Raw genomic sequence first — 19976 nt, 5'->3', positions numbered from 1 at the left:
AGAAAGGCAGCACACTGAAAGCGGGACGACCTGCAAAGGGTACGGCTGCAAGGTCGGCGTCTACAAGGAAAGCAGGGCTACGCTAAGGTGAACAAAAGCCCTGATTTCTGATTTGTAGTCATTTCTACAGGCGCTGTCCACGCCCCAAAGTATATGTGATTTCCCGACTTGCTGAAAACAATAATAATCAGCATACTGATAGATATTGTTGGGGGGTCAAACGATTGACCTTATGTAAATCAATAATTTAGGGAATATTTACGGTGAAACGTATTAAAAAAATAGCACTGGAGGAGCACTTCAACGCCGTGGGCTTTGAGGATTATTCCAAGGCCTTTGTCAAACATATCGACAGTGCCGACGCGCGCGAATTGATGGCCCGTTTGCAGGACTTTGACGCGCAGCGTCTGGAAGTGATGGACCGCGCTGGCATCGAGTATGTCGTGCTGTCCCAGACCGGTCCTGGCGTGCAGGTGGAAAAAGACGTGTCAGTGGCAATCGCGCGCGCTCGTCAGAATAATGATTTCCTGGCACAGCAAATTGCACACCACCCCGATCGTCTGGGTGGTTTTGCCACTTTGCCCATGCAGGACCCGGCAGCCGCCGCGCAGGAGTTGACGCGTGCCGTGCAGGATTTGGGTCTGAAAGGGGCCCTGGTCAACGGTCACACCCATGGCGTGTATTACGACAGCCGCGAATATGACGCGTTTTGGGAAACCGTGCAGAAGCTGGATGTGCCCTTCTACCTGCATCCCTTTGATGCCTATGAAATGCCACACGCTTATTCCGGCCACCCGGAGCTGATGGGCGCAACCTGGGGGTGGGGGGTAGAGACCGGTACCCACGCATTGCGCATGTTGTTCGGTGGTGTGTTTGACCGCTGCCCGGAAGTGAAGCTGGTGCTGGGGCATATGGGCGAAGGCCTGCCATTTCAGCGCTGGCGCTACGACAGCCGTTTTGCGGTCTACCCACACGGTGTCACCCTGAAGCGCAAGCCGTCCGAGTACATCGGCAGCAATATTCTGATCACCACTTCTGGTGTCTGTTCCGCCCCGACCCTGATGGGCGCGATTGGTGAAATGGGCGCCGAGGCCGTGTTGTTCTCCGTGGACTACCCATATGAATCCACCGAGCTGGCTGCCGATTTCATCGAGTCAGCGCCGATGGATGACAAGACCCGCGAGCTGGTGTGTTACGGCAACGCGGCTCGTCTGTTCAAGCTGGACCGGAGCTAAGGATGAGCACATTTTTGTATGGCGGCCATGTTCACGCCAATGGCATTCGTCAGCATTACCTGCGTTACGGTGGTTCCGTCGGTGGGCGCGATCAGCGTCCTGCGGTCATCATTGTTCCCGGCATTACCAGCCCGGCGGTGACCTGGGGTTTTGTGGGCGAGCAGTTCGGCCAGCACTTTGACACCTATATTCAGGACGTGCGTGGCCGCGGTTTGAGCGAAGCGGCCGAAGGCATGGACTACAGTCTGGATGCGCAGGCCGATGACCTGATTGCCTTGGCTCAAGCCCTGGGCCTGAAAGACTACATCGTGGTCGGTCATTCCATGGGTGCCCGCATTGGTTTGCGTGCCGCTCACAAGAACAGCGAAGGTTTGAACCGTCTGGTGATGGTCGATCCGCCCGTCTCCGGCCCTGGTCGTCGTGCCTACCCGGCCAAGCTGCCCTGGTACGTGGATTCCATGGCGATGGCCCGCAAAGGGTGTACCGCAGAAGACATGCGTGCCTTTTGCCCGACCTGGACGGAAGAACAATTGCAATTGCGCGCCCAGTGGCTGCACACCTGCCACGAGCCGGCGATTCTGGCCAGCTTTGAAGGTTTCCACACCGACGATATCCACGTGGACTTCCCGCACTTGACGGTGCCCGCCTTGTTGATGACAGCCGAGCGTGGAGACGTGGTGCGTGATGAAGATGTAGCCGAGATTGAGCAGTTGGCCCCGGGCGTTCAGCACGTACGCGTGCCCAATGCCGGTCACATGATCCCTTGGGATAACGAAGCAGGCTTTTACGAAGCCTTCGGTGATTTCCTGGGCCAGCGCCTGGTGTGATGTTGAAAGGGCCGCATGGGCGGCCCGTTGTGATGCAGAGGTTCCGCCTCAGTGCCGGAGCCTCTCACAAGGAGAGACAAGATGGCAGTTAGTGATTATCAACTCATCGAGGCCTGGCAAGAAGTGCTGCGCCTGTCCAAGCTGGAGGCGGGTCAAACGGTGACTTTGCTGACCAGCTCGACCACGCACCCGCAGACCCTGCAGTGCGCGCAGATTGCCGCCCAGTCCATGGGAGCGATTGTCAATCGCCTGGACTTGTTGCCGGTCAACGCGGAAAAAGCCTTGAGCCGTGACTCGCTGGCGTACTTGGGTACCACGCCCTTGACGGGTAATGAGGCGGCGATCGCCGCCTTGAAGGCCAGTGATCTGGTGCTGGACCTGATGACCCTGTTGTTCTCGCCCGAGCAGATCGACATTCTGAAGTCGGGTACCAAGATTTTGCTGGCCGTGGAGCCACCTGAAATTCTGGTTCGCACGGTGCCCACCGAAGCCGATCGTGCACGCGTAACCGCGGCAGCGGCCTTGATCAAGGCCGCCAAGGAGATGAGCATTACCTCTCCTGCCGGTACCAATCTGCGCTGCCCGCTCGGTGAGTTCCCGGCGATTCGTGAATACGGTTTTGTGGACGAGCCGGGTCGGTGGGATCACTGGCCCAGCGGCTTTGTGCTGACCTGGCCCAATGAGCGGGGTACCAACGGCACCATCGTGATCGACAAGGGCGACATCCTGTTGCCACAGAAGAAGTACTCGACCGAACAGATCATTCTGACCGTGGAAAACGGCTACGCCACCAAGATTGAAGGGGGGGTCGAAGCCGAGCTGCTGGACGAGTATATGAAGTCCTTCAACGATCCCGAAGGTTACGCGATCTCCCACATTGGCTGGGGTCTGCAACCGCGTTGTCACTGGTCTACGCTGGGCCTGTACTCGCGTGAGAACACCATTGGTATGGATGCCCGTGCGTTCGAGGGCAACTTCCTGTTCTCTCTGGGCCCAAACAACGAGGCGGGCGGCAATCGCACGACGGCCTGCCACATTGATATTCCTTTGCGTCATTGCACGGTCAGCCTGGATGGCCGGGCGGTGGTGCGTGATGGCAACGTACTGGATGGAGGTGTTGGTGAGTACGAATGAAGGAGCGGTGTACGCTCAACAAGGGTTTGGATCGACGCTGGAGCCTCAAGCTCCCTACGGCTTGTTGATTATTGATCTGGTGAATGGTTTTGCTGACCCGGCGGTGTTTGGTGGCGGCAATATTCCTGAGGCGATCGCGAACACACAGAAGTTGCTGGCAACGGCGCGTGAGCAGGGCTGGCCGGTGGCGCACACACGTATCGTGTATGCCGACGATGGCGCTGATCACAATATCTTCAGCATCAAAGTCCCCGGCATGCTGGGTCTGACCGAAGATGCGCACAACAGCCACATCGTGCCGGAGCTGGCTCCTGCACCGGGTGAATTTATTGTTCGCAAGAACGTGCCGTCGGCGTTTTTTGGTACGCCCCTGGCGGCGTGGCTGACCCAGCGTGGCGTGCAAACACTGCTGGTGGCGGGCGCGGTGACCAGTGGTTGCGTGCGCTCCAGCGTGGTCGATGCAATGCAACTGGGTTTCCGCCCCCTGGTGGTGTCGGACTGCGTGGGTGACCGTGCAATTGGCCCGCATGAGGCCAACCTGTTCGATATGCGTCAGAAGTACGCCACGGTGGCGACGCGTGAAGAGGCCATGAAGTTGATAGGTCTTTAAAGCGATTCAAGCTCTTGCATGTTTGAGAAGAACAAGATGGTTCATCATGGCCTGGATGGGCGTCCGTGCTTGATGGACATGAGTCGTCGTTAACAAGTCTGTCTCGATAGTCTTGTGATTGAGTATCGATGGTCTGCCGCTTGGGGGCGGGCTATCGGACCTGTGCCCCTGGGAGCCGTATGGCTCTCGGGGGCTTTTTTATTTCTGGTCGCCTTATGGGTTTGCAGGGCTTGCTGTCACCGGACTTGAGTAAGGGGATGGTATATCGACAGATTGTCTGTCGGGAGGGCTGTCTTGTGAATCTTTTTAAGAAGGGTGTGGTGGAGCTTTGGGAGCACTAGAGGAGTTCTTCTGGACGTTGCTGTTTGGGCTTTGTGTCAGAGAGGGGGAGCTTTCTTGTGGGGCCCGTGTTCGGCTTGTCTTGGCGGGTCCCTTGCCCACGCTGCGCGTGGGTGCCCTTGTCAGAGTCCCGGGGCGGGCGGGTCGTGAACTCGGAGCGCGGTTTGTCCCCCGGACAAACCGCAAGCGTGCTCCTCAAACAGCGCGACCCTTGCCTCCCACCCCGGTACTCTGCCCGCGGCAAGGGCCCTGACTCGCCCGCCAAGCCGAACACGGGCCCCACAAGAAAACAAGCAACATTGTTTAAAGCCCAAACGACACTGGCAGAGGGGAGTGGAGGGTAGGGACTCAGATTGGATGGGTGGAGAACGGAAGGGGAGATGGGGTTTGCTTTGGCAAAGACCAAAGGCCAAAGGCTTGCAGCTTGTCAATTTAAATTGCGGGGCTTTTGATGGTTTCTTTGTGTTTGGAGGGAATGTAAAACTCATCGTGACAGTGGAGTGTTTGGGGGAGAGGTGATCGTTGCGTGTGGGAGAGAGCTAATGTTCTTTATGCTCATCTGCTTACTGCCTATGGCTTATTACGCGAAGCAGATCGCTAGGCGCTTAGGAAACGCAGAAGAGCAAGGTAAAGGGCCCTATTTGTTCAAAGAGCCTGTAAGAGATGGGTAGATAAAAAGCTATCGTGAGCCGTTCAGTCGGTCTGCTGGGGTGTCATGGCGGATCAGAGTACTTGCCGCGGGCAGGAGATAGCGTAGGGGTGCAAGCATCCTGCTGTTTGAGCGGGGCGTTTGTGGTCCGTCCGGGGGACGGATCACCCCGCGAGTTCAGGATGCGCCCGTAGCTATCTCCTGACAAGGGCACCGGTGCGCAGCACCGGCAAGTGCTCAGCCCGGATACCCCAGCAGACCGACTGAATGGCGTTTTCACAGAGACCTTTTATTCCCGACCCTGACTAAGCTGAATGTCCCCAGGCCTGATAGTCCTCCCAAGCCTGCGCTACCCGTCGTAAAGACTCATATCTCTGACACTGCGCCAGCCATAAGCCCTCTGCCCAGTAAATAAGCAAAAAAAAGCACCCCTCAACAAAGAAGGGTGCTTAAAAGAATCAGAAAATCCTCTGACTCAAGTGGCTCGGAAACAGCACACAAAAAACGGTTTTAAAAATACAGGCAGACACCAGGTCTAGACGGGGAACACCAGATCGTTCGCCAGAATGGACGTATCAAAAATCACCTGACGCTCCTTGAGCATCAAACGACCGTCCACACGTGTGAACGTATCGAAGTAATTGCCCACCAGATGCACGGTAGAAGGCCCTTCCACCAGCGTTTGCATCAGCATGAAATTGGCCTCGGCTTCCAGATTGCCATTGTCAGCCTCGCTGATGACTCGTACATCGGTGACCAGATGCAGCATGTAGCGCGGGGCGTACATCTGCGTGCGAGCAATCGCCACGGCACGATCGTGCATCATGTCGCGACCTTCTGCATAAACCAGACCCACGGGCAGATTCAGATCTGCGTTCTCGCGTGAGGTCACCCGGTACAAGGCATCCTGCACAAAAAACATTGGCCAGTCTTCGACATTGCCCCGATCCAAGGTGGCACAGTACTCGGCATTGAACAGCTCGATTTCCGCCTTCAGGGTCACAGCACGCTCAAGAGGCACCTGGGCAGGTTTGAAAGAAAAATCCATTTTCATAAGTCAGCTCGTCTTACAGATCCATCACTTGGCGGTAGTACTGGTACATGGAGCGAATGGCCGCTTCCGAGATCAGCGTATTGGACGTGCCCAGCTTGCTCTCATCCAGCTTGATGATGTTCACCTCGCTACTGGAACGACGTACGCCTTCTTGCACAAATTTCATGGCCTCGTTGTCTTCCAGGCCCAGGAAACCGGCCGGTCCCATCAGGTTGCCCTGACGTAGACGATGTCGCGTCATCTCCTCAGTGTCGTCCTCATAGCCGAACATGGTCCATTGCATGATCAGGCTGTTGGGGCCATTGGGGACAATCTGACGCACGCCCAAGGTGTTCATTTCACGCTGAACAATCAGGTTGGGCCAGATGGTCTGCATGGTTACTGACCAAGGCGAATCAAACTCTTTGATGTAGTCCAGGAAACGTTCGTCGCGCAGACGCATATCGTCCACAAAGGAGCGCATTTCCTTCTTGTTGTCCTCGCTGACCTCGGCGTACTTGTCCTCGGACTTGGCCGAAGCCATATAGCCATGACGGCCATGCACAGGGTCCACATACATCTGCGATTTGTTGCCCGCTACGAGCAGGCCAAAGACCACCAGGAACGAATGCAGCAAGGTCGCGTGGTAGGGGTCCTTCAGATTCTCGTGGTACATCTTCCAGTTGCAAGGCAGCTCGTTGCGGTAGTAACCCAGAATCTTGAGTTTCTTGCCGGGAAACACGGCCTCAAAGTCCTTCAGAATCTCAGGGGTCAGGTACTCCGTAATCGGCTCGACCTTATCGCTGTAGGACGCAAAAATCACCCCATTGTGCGTTGTCACATGCAGCTTTTTCAGGCCATGCTCGGAATTTTTGAAACTGCGCGGCATGCCGCCTTCTTTATTAGCGCCGCGCTTGAAGGGAATGCCTTGCAGGTCGCCCTTCAGGCTGTAGGACCACTGGTGGTAGGGACACACAAACTCATTAGTGTTGCCCTGGTTGTGGCGACAGAACTCAGCGCCACGGTGTGCACAGCGATTTTCGAAAACGTTGATGCTGCCATCTTCGGCACGAGCGACCACCACGGGTGTGGCGCCCACATACGAGCGCTTGTAGTCACCCGAATCGGGAATTTCGGCCTCCAGGGCCACGAAATTCCAGGTGTCACCGTGGAAAATCCGCTCCATCTCGCGGTTGTAGATGTCATTGCTGGTGTAGACCCAATCGGGAATCGTGTTGAGTACATCCTCGGGCCAGGTGCATTGCTCGACAGGGCGGTCTTTGGACCCGACCGTCTGGCCTATCACCGTTTGCGTCTGATACATGGGGTTCTCCTCTGATAACTCTTTAATGAATCGTGATGACAAGGCGGCGCAGGCCGCTTCTGTTTTTTAGACGTGGGCTATACGCAGCGCTTCTTTCACGTACTGGCGCAGCTTGGTCGATGGGTCCAGCACGATAGCTGGATCGACGGGCACGTTCTGCTCCATGATGCTGCGCAAGGCGCGCAAGTCCGCTCCGGCATTGACGGCGATCGCATGTCGCAAATAGGGGCCTTCGAAAGCCAATAGCATGAAGCTGATGGCATCGGCCTGGCTGTCCATGACGCCGCGTACCTGATAGTCCAGATCCGGACTGCCCTGACCGAGCATCTGAATGTTGCAACCGAGCACATCTGTCCAGAACCAACTCACGGGCGCGGCAGGCGCTGGCTGTGCGGCAATCACATGGGCCACCTGACGGGCTTGCTCGTTGGCGTTCTGCCAGGATTCCGTGCGAGTGCGCACCGCCGTCTCGGGGCAAATCTGTGTGGTGCAATCGCCTGCGGCATAAATGCCCGCCACACTGGTGCGGCCCTGACGATCCACAATAATCCCGGCGGTCATCTCGTCTACGGCAATGCCGCTGGCTCGGGCCAAGGCGGAGTTGGCGGTCAGGCCAGCGGCGACCAGCGCTACATCACCCTGTAAACGCTGACCATCCTTAAGCTCCAGTTCAACCGGATGTTCCTTGTCCGTTGCAAAATGAGCCTGGCTTACCCCCTGGCCCAAACACACCGTGATACCTTGCGATTCAAAGCGCTCCAGCAACCAATGCGATAGCAGGGCAGGGGCGTTGCGGGCCAGCAAGCGCTCGTTTGCCTCAACCACGGTGACCTGTGCGCCGGTTTCATGGGCGGTCGAGGCCAGCTCCAGACCCATGAAGCCTCCGCCAATCACCAGCACACGCACGCCTGGATGCAAACGGGCCTGCACACGCAAGGCATCATCCAGCGTGCGCAGGTACAAGGCGTTAGCCTGGGTCGCAGGCAGCAGTGCCAGTTCGCGGGCCGCGCCGCCCGTGGCGAGCACGGCGTGTTCAAAACTCCAGGTTTGCCCATTGCTCAGGTGGGCTTGGCGGGACGCACAATCGAGAGAGTGCACCGAGGTGCCCAGTACAAGCTCAATATTCTGTTCTTGATAGAACTCGGCCTTTTGCAGGAAAACGCTTTCGGTGGACGCGCTGGCTTTGAGCACGTCTTTGGACAGTGGCGGGCGCTCGTAGGGAAGGTGAGTCTCCTCCCCTACCACGGTAATGCTGCCGCTATAGCCCAGGCCGCGCAGTTCGCGTGCCAGTACCGACGCCGCTTGGCCTGCGCCGATGATCAGTACGGAGGTGTGGTGTGCCATGATGTTGCTGGTTTCGTCCGCTGGAAAAAACTCAGGCCTGACTGAGGTCGGCCAAAATATCATTGCCTTCAATGCGTAACGGATAGACCTTGATATCCACCGTGGCCGGCGCGTTCATGGCCTTGCCCGTGCGCAAACAGAACTTGGCCTGATGCAGGGGGCATTCCACACAGCCATCTTCCAGATAGCCGTCAGAGAGCAGGGCATATTGGTGGGTACAGACGTTGTCGGTCAGGTAGAACTCGTCGTCCAGTTTATGCAGGGCCAATTTCTTGCCTTGCCAGTCGATAGCCAGGGACTCTTCGTTGTCGATGGCGTCGGTTTCGGAAATTTTTATCCAGTTCAAAGTCGTCTCCAGATTATGCATTCAATTTAGTCAGTATACTGTATAAATTGAAAAATAAAATATCGTTTTTATAAGGGATTGCGCTAGTTGAGGCTTAAGCTATTGATGCGTCTTTCCTTTATCCCATCAAGGACATGCGTCAGTAGTTTCCCTGCTTGACCAAAAATTAATTAATCAGCACACTTACTATTATCGAAGCGGTAAGTGTGAATTTCACAGGGCAGTTACACCGCTTGGAACGTCCGTCTGGCCCCTCGGGGGGGACGGTTTGGCAAGGTTTGGACCGCTGCTGTCCGGGCATCAGGCCAGACTGGCGGGCACAACCCAGACCCCTGTCGAGCAAGGGGTGTAAATACATTAAAAAATACAAAGAGGTGAGTGATGGAGCGTCGTAGTTTTCTGTTGAAATCGGCAACGGTCGCCGGTGCGGGTCTGGCAGCGGTAGCTGCCCCTGCAATTGCACAAAACAGTCCCACCGTGCGCTGGCGCATGTCCACCGGCTGGCCCAAAAGCCTGGACACCATTTATGGCTCGGCCGAGGCACTGTGCAAACGTGTCAGCGAACTGACCGAGGGCAAATTCGAGATTCGCGCTTTTCCCGGTGGTGAACTGGTGCCTTACGCGCAGAATATGGATGCCATCAGCAATGGTACCGTCGAATGCAATCACGTGCTCAGTACCGCTTTTGTGGGCAAGAACACCGCCGTGACGTTTGACACTGGCCTGTCGTTTGGCATGAATGCCCGTCAGCACAATTCCTGGATCCACTACGGTGGCGGCCTGAAATTGCTGCGTGACATGTACAGCCAATACAACATCGTGAACTTTGTAGCCGGTAACGTGGGCGTGCAGATGGGGGGCTGGTTCCGCAAGGAAATCAAGGACCTGGAAAGTCTGCAGGGCCTGAAGATGCGCATCGGTGGAATTGGCGGCATGGTCTTGTCCAAACTGGGCGCGGTGCCTCAGCAGATTCCTCCCAGCGATATTTACTCCTCGCTGGAAAAAGGCACGATTGACGCTGCCGAGTGGATTGGGCCTTACGACGACGAAAAGCTGGGCTTGAACAAAGTTGCTCCCTTCTACTATTCCCCCGGTTGGTTTGAAGGCAGTGCGTCCTTGACCTCCATGGTCAATAAAGATGCCTGGGAAGCATTGCCTGCCAATTTCAAGGCTGCTTTCGAGACCGCCTGTAACGAGCAGTCCATGCTGTGCCTGGCCAAATACGATGCCCTGAACCCCGGCGCCCTGCGCAAGCTAGTGGCCGATGGCGCCAAACTGCGCTACTTCCCCAAAGACGTCATGAAGGCTGCCTACGACAAGTCTCAGGAGCTGTGGAAGGAGTTGTCGGATAGCAACGCCGATTTTTCCAAGATTTATCCAAGCTGGAAGACCTTCCAGGAGCAGGAAGCCAGTTGGTTCCGGGTGGCAGAAAGCGCCCTGGACAACTTCACTTTCAGCGAGTTGGGCAAGCGCGGTTAAGCAGTACATTCTTAAGGTAGTGAAATGAGTCAGCACAGTCACCCGTCAAGCCTGGGTGGCCAAGGAGTGGGCGCGCGCGTTCTTCGCAAGGAGGATGCGCGCCATCTCAATGGCCGGGGCAACTTCATCGGCAACATGACCATGCCGGGGCTGCAGGAAGTCGCCTTCTTGCGCAGTCCCATGGCCCATGCCCGAATTCGTCAGATCAATATTGAAGACAGGGCACGTGCGCAGGTGATTACCCGCGCCGATATGCCCGATTGTCAGGATATTTACGCCGCTTCCACCCTGCCCAGTTATCAGTCCTCCCGCATGCCACCGCTGGCCTTGGGCAGCGTCCGCTATGTTGGCGAACCCGTTGCCCTGGCCTTTGGTGAAAGCCGTGCCGTGGCTGAGGACATTCTGGAGCAGATAGAGGCTCTGTACGATGAGTTGCCGGTCTATGGCAGCGTTCAGGCGTCCTTGGCCGCGCAAGGTGAGCTGTTGCATGAAGGCTGGCAGGACAATGTATTTGTGACCTTGCGCTCAGACATTGCTTTTGAAGAGCATGCCGCCCGTGCCGACCGCGTGATCGAGCATTCGGTCAGTCTGTCGCGACAGTGCATGTTGCCGATGGAAGGCAAAGCGGTACTGGCGTATTGGGACTTCCAGGCCGATCAACTGGTGGTGTATTGCGGCAGTCAGATCCCTCACATGCACCGCACCGGTATTGCCCAGTTCCTGGGGATGGATCAGGCGCAGGTGCGTGTGATTTCTCCTGATGTGGGCGGTGCCTTTGGTTATAAGTGCGTGCTGCATCAGGAAGAGCTGTGTGTGGCCTGGCTGGCCAAGACCTTTCGCAAGCCGTTCCGTTTCATGGAAGACCGCCGCGAGCATTTGATTGCGGGGGCCAATACCCGGGAGCACCAGTACCGGCTCAAAGCACACATCAGCGATGAAGGCCGTTTGCTGGCTCTGGATGCCGAAATTGATATTGATGGCGGAGCGTATTCCGTCTGGCCCTTTACGGTGGGTCTGGAGGTTGGTCAAGCCTTGGGCAATCTGCCCGGTCCTTACGATTTTCGGGGGTACCGCTGCCGCACGCGCGGCGTGGGAACCAACAAGCCGGGCTTTATGCCGTATCGCGGCGTTGCCCGCACGGGTGTTTGCCTGGCTATTGAACAGATGATGGATCAGATCGCGCTGGCGGTAGGCAAGACCCCGTGGGAAATCCGCCTGATGAATCTGGTGCAAGGCGAACAAATGCCTTATGTCAACGTGGCCAATAAGCACTACGACTCGGGCAATTACCCGGAAAGCCTGCGCCGCGCCTTGGCGGCCGTCGATGTGGATGGGGTACTGGCGCGTCAGGCCCAGGGCGAACCGGATGGCCGCCTTATTGGTCTGGGGGTGGCGTCCTACACCGAACAGTCCGCGCACGGCACCTCTGTGTTTGCGAGCTGGGGGACAGCAGTCATTCCCGGTTTCGACCAGGCCTTTGTCCGCATGACGCCGGATGGTGGTTTGGAGGTGCGCGTGGGAGTGCATTCGCATGGCCAGGGTATGGAAACCTCTTTTGCTCAAATCGCCAGCGAAATCCTGGGCATTGCCGTAGAACGCATCAAAGTGGTGCATGGGGATACCGGCCGCACGCCGTTTTCCACCGGCACTTACGCCTCGCGCTCGCTGGTGATGTCGGGCGGCGCAGTCTCGAAAGCCTGTAAGGCATTGCTGCCGCGTGTGCGCAAGATTGCCGCCCATATGCTCAATGCCGATGAGGACAGTCTGCAGCATCAGGGCGACACGTTCAGCGCCCAGGGTCGTCAGGTCAGCATCGCTCAAGTGGCTGATGCCTGGTACATCAACCCGCAGTATTTGCCAGAGGATGTGGACCCGCAGGGTCTGGAACTGTCCGTGGGTTACAAGCCCAAGGTCGATACCGGCAGTTTTACCTATGCCAGCAATGCCGTGGTGGTGGCGGTTGATCCGCGCACGGGCGGGGTGGAGGTGCTCAAGTATGTGGTGGTCGAAGACTGTGGCGTGATGATCAACCCCATGATTGTGGAAGGGCAAACGATTGGCGGGATTGCCCAGGGGATCGGCACCGCTTTGTATGAAGAGATGCCTTACGACGAGTTCGGGCAGCCATTGGCATCGACCTTGGCCGACTATGTCATGCCAGGTGCCTGCGAAGTGCCCAATATCCATATCGAACACATGGAAAGCCCCTCGCCCAATACCGAGTTCGGTGCCAAGGGCATGGGAGAGGGTGGGGCGATTGCGCCGCCGGCCGCCATCATGTCCGCCATCAATAATGCATTGCGCTCGACGGGGGCACAGGTCTCGCATACGCCTGTGACACCGCATCGGCTGCTGAGCGCCATTCGCGCCGCCGCCCCGTGCGCCACTCAGCAATACAAACAGCCCGTGTCGGAGGTGCAGGCATGAAGGCCGCCAAGTTTGAATACGAACAGGCCCGCAGCCTGAAACAGATCCAGCAAGCCTATGGCAGCGACCCGTCGGCGCTGCGCCTGATGGGGGGCAGCCAGTCTCTGGGCCCTATGTTGAATCTGCGTTTGGTGCGTCCCGGCCGTGTTCTGGATGTGTCGGCTGTGCCGGAGCTGCGTCAGGTACAGGCTGCACAGGGATGGGTGCGTATTGGTGCCGCCGTCACGCATGCCGAGATTGAGGACGGGGTCCACGAGCTGCTGCGCGGTCACATGATGCAGAAAGTGGCCGGTCGTATCGCGTACCGGGGCGTGCGCAATCGTGGCACCCTGGGCGGCAGTCTCGCGCATGCAGACCCAGCTGCCGATTGGGTGCTGACCTGTACCGCCTTGGGCGCACGCATTAATGTGCGTGGTCCCCACGGTAGCCGCAGCGTGCCCATGAGTGAATTCATGCTGGCCGCCTATACCACGGTGCTGGAGGCCGGTGAGTTCATCGAGTCCGTGGATGTGCCCGAGGTATCAGGTTCGGCTCGCTGGGGCTATTACAAGTTCACCCGTAAAGTGGGCGAGTTTGCCGATGCCAGTTGTGCCTGTTACTTCGATCCGGCCACGCGCATCGCCAAAGTGGTGATGGGGGCAATGGAAGGCGCGCCGCGCTCCGTGCCCGAACTGGCTGTCAAGGTGGCGGCACACGGAGCGGCCGTTCTGGACGGGGACACGATTGCAGCGGCCTTGCAGCCGTATCTGGCACAACGGGATGAGGCCCATCAGGTGCTGTTCCGTACGGTCGTAGAGCGCAGCCTGAAGCAGGCGCTGGGCGTGAAAGGTTAAGACATGGCAGAAATTTCGATTCAAGTTAACGGTCGCCAGCAAAAGCACGAGGCCGAGCCACGCACCCATCTGGGTGATTTCATACGTGAAAAAAGTCGTTTGACCGGCACCAATCTGAGCTGTGAACACGGTGTGTGCGGCGCATGTACGGTGCTGGTGGATGGCCGTCCGGTGCGCTCCTGCATTACGTTTGCCGGTGCTTGTGATGGACACGAAGTCACCACCGTAGAAGGCTACGACGACGATCCGATCATGAGCCGTCTGCGTACGGCTTTTTCGGAAAAACACGCCTTGCAATGCGGCTTCTGTACGCCTGGCATGCTGGCCACCAGCCGCGACATTGTGCTGCGTTTGCCCGACGCGGACGAAGCCCGTGTGCGTATTGAGCTGTCCGGCAATATTTGCCGCTGCACTGGCTATCAAGGCATTACGGCCGCCATTTTGTCCGTGCTGCAGGCCTTGCGCGATCAGCCCGATGCCCAGGTGGAAGCCTTGCGCGCGGATGTCGTGCAGAACGTGCCGCAAGACTGGGACCAGAACAGCTTTACGACGTTTGACGCTGTCCAGGAAGAAGCGCAGATGCCCGCTCCGGTGGCTGCGGCTGCGCCCGGTAATGCCGACAAGGGCAAGGGGCAAGCCATTCAAGGTGGTTTTGATGCCCGTTTCCCGGCCGATCAGGTTTGGGCTTTCATGAAGGATCTGCCCAAAGTGGCGGCTTGTCTGCCGGGGGCGATCATCGAGTCTCAGGAAGGGGCCACGGTACAAGGAAAAATCGCGATCAAGTTTGGCCCCATGTCGGCTGCGTTCAAGGGCAATGCCACGCTGGAAGAAGACAACGAGCGTCGTGCCGCCGTGTTGCGGGGCGAAGGGGTGGACTCCTTGAGTCAATCGCGCGCGCGCGGTGACGTCAGCTATCAGGTTCAGCCAGACGGTCAAGAGCGCAGCCGCGTGCACGTGGAGCTGGTGTATTCGTTGCAAGGGCCGCTGGCGCAGTTCTCGCGTTCCGGGCTGGTACAGGATTTCGTGCGTCGCATGATTGCGGAGTTCGGCAAAAACGTGAACCTGCGTCTGGAAAACCCCTTGGCTGAAGGGCAGGAGCCAGTGGTGGCCGAGTTCAATCCGGTCAAAATGTTTTTCAGCATTTTGTGGGACCGCTTCAAGGGGCTTTTCCGACGCGCCTAGGCGCTGGACAAGGCAAAACGATTAATAAAACGGGACTGAGGAGATGACAGAGCGCATCGCTTCGGGGGGGCGCGTGCGCCCCCTGACCGGGGTCGCCAGCAGGCGGCGCCAGAGGGATGGCGGATCGCGCCCCGCACAAGCCTGCAGCCCGTTTCCTGTCCAATGAGATTCCAACTAACGTCAACGCAGAAAATCTGGGGGATTGATGCAATTTCTACTCAAACTATCAAGGGCGATTGACAGCCTGAATCAGCTCTGTGGCCGGGTGGTCATGTGGGTGGTTCTGCTGGTTGTCGTGATCAGCTCCTATAACGCTTTCGCACGTAAATTCTTCGATACCAGCTCCAATGCCTGGCTGGAGGTGCAGTGGTATCTGTTTGGTGCCCTTTTTCTGCTGACTGGCGGTTATACCTTCTTGCGCAATGAGCATGTGCGGGTGGACGTGCTGGCTTCGCGCCTGTCCGAGCGCACGCAAATTGTGATTGAGGCCGTGTGCGTGGTGTTGTTCATGCTGCCCGCCTGCCTTGCCATTATGGCCTTGTCCTGGCCGGTGTTCATGGACTCTTACCTGAGCCAGGAAGTCTCCTCCAACTCGGGAGGGCTGATCCGTTGGCCTGCCAAACTCATCATTCCCATCGGTTTTGCCCTGATTTCCTTGCAGGGAATCTCGCACCTGATCAAGTGCATCGGCTTCTTGCGCGGGGCCTGCCCCAATCCCAACAAGAAGTTGCTGGAAAAAACGCCTGAGGAATTGCTCGCTGAAGACATTGCACGGCAAGCCCAGGCCAAGTTAGCGCAACAACACAAAGGCTGAAACCGATCATGATGGATTTATTTGTCGCCAATATGGCGCCAGTGATGTTCGTGTCACTGATTATTTTTCTGCTGCTGGGCTTTCCAGTTGCCTTCGCGCTGGCCGCCAACGGCATGGTATTTGGCCTGATTGGTGTGGAGTTGGGCCTGTTTAACTGGTCCTTGTTTCAGGCACTGCCGCTGCGCGTATTCGGCATCATGGCCAACGACACGTTGCTGGCCATTCCCTTTTTCACCTTCATGGGGTTGATTCTGGAGCGTTCGGGCATGGCTGAAGACCTGCTCGATACGATTGGCCAGTTGTTTGGCTCCATGCCCGGTGGCCTGGCTATTGCGGTGGTGTTTGTGGGCGCCATGCTGGCGGCAACCACGGGGGTGGTGTCGGCCTCGGTGATTTCCATGGGCCTGATCTCCTTGCCTATCATGCTGCGCTACGGTTATAGCCGCAGGTTGGCAACGGGAGTGATCGCGGCTTCGGGCACCTTGTCGCAGATTATTCCCCCCTCGTTGGTGCTGATCGTGCTGGCTGACCAGTTGGGACGTTCGGTAGGCGATATGTACCGTGGCGCAATGGTACCCGGCCTGGTGTTGACCGGCTCGTACCTGCTCTACATTCTGATTCTGGCCGTGTTGCGTCCCAAAGACGTGCCCCCGATTCCGGCAGAGCACCGCACTTACTCCCAGGCCAATGGTCGTTCCGGCGCACGCTCTTTGTGTGTGCTGCTGTTGATCGCGCTGGTGGCCGGCTATCTGCTGGACGAGTACTGGGTAGACCCGAACGGGCCAATCGACGAAAAAGTCATTATCTGCATCCTGTTGGTGGGCGGCGTGGCCTTTGTGCTGGCCCTGATCAACAAGTGGCTCAAGCTGGGCTTGTTGTCGACCCTGGCCGAACGGGTGGTCTTTGTCATGATTCCTCCCCTGGGACTGATTTTCCTGGTTCTGGGCACGATTTTTCTGGGCATTGCCACCCCTACGGAAGGTGGGGCCATGGGAGCGGTCGGTGCGATTCTGATGGCTGTCAGTCGTCGGCGTCTGAGTGTTGATCTGCTCAAGCAAGCCATGGATACCACGGCCAAGCTGTCCTGCTTTGTCATGTTCATTCTGATCGGCTCCACGATCTTCTCGTTGACCTTCCGGGGTGTGGACGGCGACCTGTGGGTGGAGCATCTGCTGATTGATCTGCCCGGCGGTGAGTACGGCTTTCTGGTACTGGTCAGCGTACTGGTGTTTGTGCTGGCCTTTTTCCTGGACTTTTTCGAGCTGGCGTTCATTATCGTGCCTTTGCTGGGGCCGGTTGCCGACAAGATGGGTATTGATCTGATCTGGTTTGGCGTGCTCTTAGCCGTTAATATGCAAACATCCTTTATGCATCCACCATTTGGCTTCTCACTATTTTATTTGCGCTCGGTGGCCCCTAAGGATGATTACATCGACAAAGTGACGAAAAAGAAGATCCCGGGTGTGGCCACAGGCGACATTTACTGGGGCTCCGTACCCTTTATTGGTATCCAGATTGTGATGATTGCCGTGGTGCTTCTGTTTCCGGGCATGGTCACGCACTACAAGGGAACCGGCGCCAAAGTTGATCCGAGTACGGTCACGATTGAAATGCAGGATGAATACGGCTCCGACCTGAATCCCTTTGATGATTCGGGTGGCGGCATGCCGGTATTCAAGTAAACACGGGAAAGACAGGAGACACGTATGGAGAGCCTGGATGTCAGGGTTTTGCGCCAGTTACAGCAATGGCGCGCACAGGGACGGGACGCGATATTGGTCACCGTCGTGCAGACCTGGGGCTCGTCCCCCCGTCCGGAGGGCTCCATCATGGCTCTGGAAAAAGGAGGGGCGGTGGTCGGGTCGGTCTCGGGTGGCTGTATCGAGGACGATCTGATCCGCGCTTACCATGAGACTGCCGGGGCGGATAAGCGCTGGCAGGATGAGGACCGTCCCCAACTGCTGACCTATGGCATCAGTGCTGATGAAGCACACCGCTTTGGCTTGCCGTGTGGCGGCACAATCCGTCTGCTGGTCGAGTTCAACCCTTGTCCGCAGGCATTGGCGCAGGTGCTGACCTTGCTGGAGCAGCGCCATTTGGTGCAGCGGCACGTGGATTTGCACACGGGCCGCGCCTGGAGCAGCGCTGCCCGTGTGCCGGCGGCCTTGCATGTAAGCGAAGATCGCTTGTCCGTGACGTTCGGGCCGTCTTACCGGCTCTTGCTGATCGGCGGCGGACAGTTGTCCGAGTACGTGGCCACCATTGCCTTGTTCAATGGTTTTGACGTGACAGTGTGCGATCCGCGTAGCGAACATATTCAGGGATGGAGTGTGGCCGGAGCACGGGTAGTGCGCGGCATGCCCGACGACGAAGTGATTGCCTGCGTGCCGGATCGAAGAACCGCTATTGTGGCCCTGACGCATGATCCCAAGCTGGACGATATGGCGTTGCTGGAAGCCCTCAAGAGCAGTGCTTTTTACGTGGGGGCCATTGGGTCGCGGCGCAATAATCAGAGCCGTCGTGAACGTCTGGCCGAACACTTTGACCTGACGCCTCAGGAAATCGATAAGCTCAAAGGTCCGATTGGTTTGTATATAGGCAGCAAAACGCCGGCAGAGATTGCGGTCAGCATCATGGCGGAAATCATCGCTGTTAAAAACGGGGTGCAGGTGCCACGGGAGCTGTCGGTAGCTTCTGTTAAAGACAGGCAGGAGCAGACTTCCGCTTAAGAAGGTGGCGCTGCCATCGTGTTGTATTCGGACAATTGGCACTAAGATAAGAGAACGGGCGGTGACCCGTTCTTTTTTTGTAGATGGCCCGCCCCGGACCTGGGAATCATGGTGCTGGAACTTTGCTGACCAAGAGTCGCCTATGCCCTCAGGAATGGATTTGATTTCTGTTTTTGTGAGCCCGCTATGCCTTTTGTGTCCCAATATGGTTTTTTGCCCCTGAGCGCGCCCCCAGGAAAACAGGCCTTGTACAGTCCTGCTCAGTGCGCCCGCATGGATAGGGCGGCCCCGGGTTTTGGAGTGTCGGTCGAGCAACTGATCCGGGCGGCCGCAGGCGCGGTGGCGCGCACCGTGCAGCGCCATTGGCCGCAAGGAGCGGTGCTGTTTCTATGCGGGCCGGGGAATAACGGTGCAGATGCCTTGGTGGCCGCGCAGATTTTGCGTGAGCAGGGAAGACAGGTTTCAGTCTTTAGCCTGGTAGACCCATCCCGACGGCAAGGAACGGCAGCCTGGGCGCAATCCCAATGGCAGGGCCGTTGGGAGAGTCAGTGCCCGGATTTCCGGCGCTTTTCCGTCGTCGTGGATGGCTTGCTGGGTGCGGGTCTGGATCGGGATGTGCAAGGTGAGACGGCAGGGCTGATTCAGTCTCTGGCCGACTCCAAAGTACCCGTCTGCGCCATCGATATCCCTTCCGGGCTGGATGGTGCCAGTGGACAAGTGAGGGGAGTGGCCGCTCCCGCGACGGTGACGGTCAGTTTTGTGCGTTACAAGCCCGGTCACGTTTTGTATCCGGGCCGGGCTTTGTGTGGTCAGTTGGAACTGGCCGATATTGGCATGCCGGGCCCGTCCTTGCCCGAGCCCGATACCTGGTTGAATGAGCCAGCCCTGTGGCAGGCCGATCTTCCCCAGCTCAATGCACAAAGTCACAAGTACACACGCGGACACGCGCTGGTGGTGGGGGGCGAACGCATGACGGGTGCCAGCCGACTGGCGGCCCGCGCAGCGCAGCGGGCAGGAGCAGGGCTGGTCAGCATGGCGGTCCCCTCTTCAGTCTGGCCGGTGTATGCCAGTGCGATGGACAGCATCATGGTGGCGCCTTGGGATGACGCCTTGACCACCGATCAACGCATCCGAGCCTGGCTGGTGGGGCCGGGAGCGGGCCTGGGAGAACAAACCCGTCGTCTGACACTGGCCCTGCTGGCAACCCAGCGTCCTTGTGTGCTGGATGCCGATGCCATCAGCAGCTTTGCCCAACAGCCGCAGCAGTTATGGGCGGCGTTGCACGAACAATGTGTGCTCACGCCCCATTCAGGCGAGTTTGCCCGTGTCTTTGACGTGGCGCCAGATCGTCTGGAAGCGGCGCGGCTGGCGGCCACCCAATGCGGGGCCGTGGTGGTGCTCAAAGGCGCGGATACGATTATTGCCGCCCCCGACGGTCGGGCCTTGATCAATGCCTGCGCACCGCCCTGGCTGGCTACCGGCGGCAGCGGAGATGTGCTGGCCGGGCTGGTGTGTGGTTTGCTGACGCAAGGCATGCCAGCTTTTGAAGCGGCGGGGGCCGCGGTCTGGCTGCACTCACAAGCGGCACTGGAATTCGGTCCTGGGCTGATTCCGGAGGACCTGCTAGCGGTGTTGCCGCGTGTCTGGCAGCGACTTTTGTCCAGCGTCTGA

The 19976-nt window shown here is 57.9% G+C and carries 16 protein-coding genes; 12 read left to right on the top strand and 4 right to left on the bottom strand.

Features of this window, described 5'->3' with window-relative positions:
• Nucleotides 1-263: 263 nt before the first annotated feature.
• From ACOZ42_RS13770 to ACOZ42_RS13755, 4 genes are all read left to right on the top strand, one after another.
• Entirely contained in the window at nt 264-1235 is a 972-nt protein-coding gene (locus ACOZ42_RS13770; protein WP_059318290.1) for an amidohydrolase family protein, read from the top strand.
• Nucleotides 1236-1237: 2 nt separating this feature from the next.
• A complete protein-coding gene (locus tag ACOZ42_RS13765) occupies nt 1238-2062 on the top strand; it encodes an alpha/beta fold hydrolase (protein WP_131070868.1) in 825 nt (274 codons plus the stop codon).
• Nucleotides 2063-2143: 81 nt separating this feature from the next.
• On the top strand, nt 2144-3196 hold the full coding sequence (locus tag ACOZ42_RS13760; RefSeq protein WP_131070867.1) for a 2,5-dihydroxypyridine 5,6-dioxygenase: 1053 nt from the start codon (nt 2144-2146) through the stop codon (nt 3194-3196).
• A gap of 7 nt (nt 3197-3203) precedes the next feature.
• Nucleotides 3204-3806, top strand: coding sequence for an N-carbamoylsarcosine amidohydrolase (locus tag ACOZ42_RS13755; RefSeq protein ID WP_407927750.1), 603 nt, complete (start codon nt 3204-3206; stop codon nt 3804-3806).
• A gap of 1523 nt (nt 3807-5329) precedes the next feature.
• On the opposite strand, the gene ACOZ42_RS13750 is transcribed toward ACOZ42_RS13755, so the two are convergent.
• The 4 genes from ACOZ42_RS13750 to ACOZ42_RS13735 form a co-directional block, all read right to left on the bottom strand.
• Nucleotides 5330-5848 carry an aromatic-ring-hydroxylating dioxygenase subunit beta gene (locus tag ACOZ42_RS13750; RefSeq protein ID WP_059318863.1) on the bottom strand — a complete coding sequence of 173 codons (519 nt, stop codon included), beginning with the start codon at nt 5846-5848 and terminating at the stop codon, nt 5330-5332.
• Nucleotides 5849-5861: 13 nt separating this feature from the next.
• On the bottom strand, nt 5862-7151 hold the full coding sequence (locus ACOZ42_RS13745; RefSeq protein WP_003802208.1) for an aromatic ring-hydroxylating dioxygenase subunit alpha: 1290 nt from the start codon (nt 7149-7151) through the stop codon (nt 5862-5864).
• Nucleotides 7152-7217: 66 nt separating this feature from the next.
• Nucleotides 7218-8495, bottom strand: coding sequence for an NAD(P)/FAD-dependent oxidoreductase (locus ACOZ42_RS13740; RefSeq protein ID WP_426345274.1), 1278 nt, complete (start codon nt 8493-8495; stop codon nt 7218-7220).
• A gap of 31 nt (nt 8496-8526) precedes the next feature.
• Nucleotides 8527-8841: a non-heme iron oxygenase ferredoxin subunit gene (locus ACOZ42_RS13735; RefSeq protein WP_003802212.1), complete on the bottom strand. Its 315-nt coding sequence runs from the start codon at nt 8839-8841 to the stop codon at nt 8527-8529.
• Nucleotides 8842-9222: 381 nt separating this feature from the next.
• Here ACOZ42_RS13735 and ACOZ42_RS13730 point away from each other — a divergent pair, with 381 nt between their 5' ends.
• The 8 genes from ACOZ42_RS13730 (at nt 9223) to ACOZ42_RS13695 (ending at nt 19976) form a co-directional block, all read left to right on the top strand.
• Nucleotides 9223-10320, top strand: a complete 1098-nt coding sequence (locus tag ACOZ42_RS13730; RefSeq protein ID WP_426345273.1) for a TRAP transporter substrate-binding protein — start codon at nt 9223-9225, stop codon at nt 10318-10320.
• A gap of 24 nt (nt 10321-10344) precedes the next feature.
• Complete coding sequence (locus tag ACOZ42_RS13725) at nt 10345-12747, top strand: xanthine dehydrogenase family protein molybdopterin-binding subunit (RefSeq protein WP_059318865.1); 2403 nt, start codon at nt 10345-10347, stop codon at nt 12745-12747.
• Nucleotides 12744-13580: an FAD binding domain-containing protein gene (locus tag ACOZ42_RS13720; RefSeq protein ID WP_426345272.1), complete on the top strand. Its 837-nt coding sequence runs from the start codon at nt 12744-12746 to the stop codon at nt 13578-13580. Before ACOZ42_RS13725 ends, ACOZ42_RS13720 begins: the two co-directional genes overlap by 4 nt.
• A gap of 3 nt (nt 13581-13583) precedes the next feature.
• Nucleotides 13584-14762, top strand: coding sequence for a xanthine dehydrogenase family Fe-S subunit (locus tag ACOZ42_RS13715; RefSeq protein WP_426345271.1), 1179 nt, complete (start codon nt 13584-13586; stop codon nt 14760-14762).
• A 205-nt stretch (nt 14763-14967) separates the two neighbouring features.
• Nucleotides 14968-15576, top strand: coding sequence for a TRAP transporter small permease subunit (locus tag ACOZ42_RS13710; protein ID WP_039943468.1), 609 nt, complete (start codon nt 14968-14970; stop codon nt 15574-15576).
• A gap of 11 nt (nt 15577-15587) precedes the next feature.
• Nucleotides 15588-17258, top strand: a complete 1671-nt coding sequence (locus ACOZ42_RS13705; RefSeq protein WP_426345854.1) for a TRAP transporter large permease — start codon at nt 15588-15590, stop codon at nt 17256-17258.
• A 24-nt stretch (nt 17259-17282) separates the two neighbouring features.
• Nucleotides 17283-18305, top strand: a complete 1023-nt coding sequence (locus ACOZ42_RS13700; RefSeq protein WP_415301906.1) for an XdhC family protein — start codon at nt 17283-17285, stop codon at nt 18303-18305.
• A gap of 186 nt (nt 18306-18491) precedes the next feature.
• Nucleotides 18492-19976, top strand: coding sequence for an NAD(P)H-hydrate dehydratase (locus tag ACOZ42_RS13695; RefSeq protein WP_426345270.1), 1485 nt, complete (start codon nt 18492-18494; stop codon nt 19974-19976).

Source organism: Alcaligenes sp. HNGD-HTN06, assembly GCF_049932565.1.
Classification (GTDB): Bacteria; Pseudomonadota; Gammaproteobacteria; order Burkholderiales; family Burkholderiaceae_B; genus Alcaligenes; species Alcaligenes ammonioxydans.
This window is presented reverse-complemented; position numbering and strand designations above follow the sequence as displayed.

Coding starts and splice junctions, on each gene's coding strand:
- ACOZ42_RS13760 (WP_131070867.1), top strand. CDS start 2,144: ATGGCAGTTAGTGATTATCAACTCATCGAGGCCTGGCAAGAAGTGCTG.
- ACOZ42_RS13765 (WP_131070868.1), top strand. CDS start 1,238: ATGAGCACATTTTTGTATGGCGGCCATGTTCACGCCAATGGCATTCGT.
- ACOZ42_RS13705 (WP_426345854.1), top strand. CDS start 15,588: ATGGATTTATTTGTCGCCAATATGGCGCCAGTGATGTTCGTGTCACTG.
- ACOZ42_RS13715 (WP_426345271.1), top strand. CDS start 13,584: ATGGCAGAAATTTCGATTCAAGTTAACGGTCGCCAGCAAAAGCACGAG.
- ACOZ42_RS13700 (WP_415301906.1), top strand. CDS start 17,283: ATGGAGAGCCTGGATGTCAGGGTTTTGCGCCAGTTACAGCAATGGCGC.
- ACOZ42_RS13750 (WP_059318863.1), bottom strand. CDS start 5,848: ATGAAAATGGATTTTTCTTTCAAACCTGCCCAGGTGCCTCTTGAGCGT.
- ACOZ42_RS13720 (WP_426345272.1), top strand. CDS start 12,744: ATGAAGGCCGCCAAGTTTGAATACGAACAGGCCCGCAGCCTGAAACAG.
- ACOZ42_RS13730 (WP_426345273.1), top strand. CDS start 9,223: ATGGAGCGTCGTAGTTTTCTGTTGAAATCGGCAACGGTCGCCGGTGCG.
- ACOZ42_RS13695 (WP_426345270.1), top strand. CDS start 18,492: ATGCCTTTTGTGTCCCAATATGGTTTTTTGCCCCTGAGCGCGCCCCCA.
- ACOZ42_RS13740 (WP_426345274.1), bottom strand. CDS start 8,495: ATGGCACACCACACCTCCGTACTGATCATCGGCGCAGGCCAAGCGGCG.
- ACOZ42_RS13725 (WP_059318865.1), top strand. CDS start 10,345: ATGAGTCAGCACAGTCACCCGTCAAGCCTGGGTGGCCAAGGAGTGGGC.
- ACOZ42_RS13710 (WP_039943468.1), top strand. CDS start 14,968: ATGCAATTTCTACTCAAACTATCAAGGGCGATTGACAGCCTGAATCAG.
- ACOZ42_RS13745 (WP_003802208.1), bottom strand. CDS start 7,151: ATGTATCAGACGCAAACGGTGATAGGCCAGACGGTCGGGTCCAAAGAC.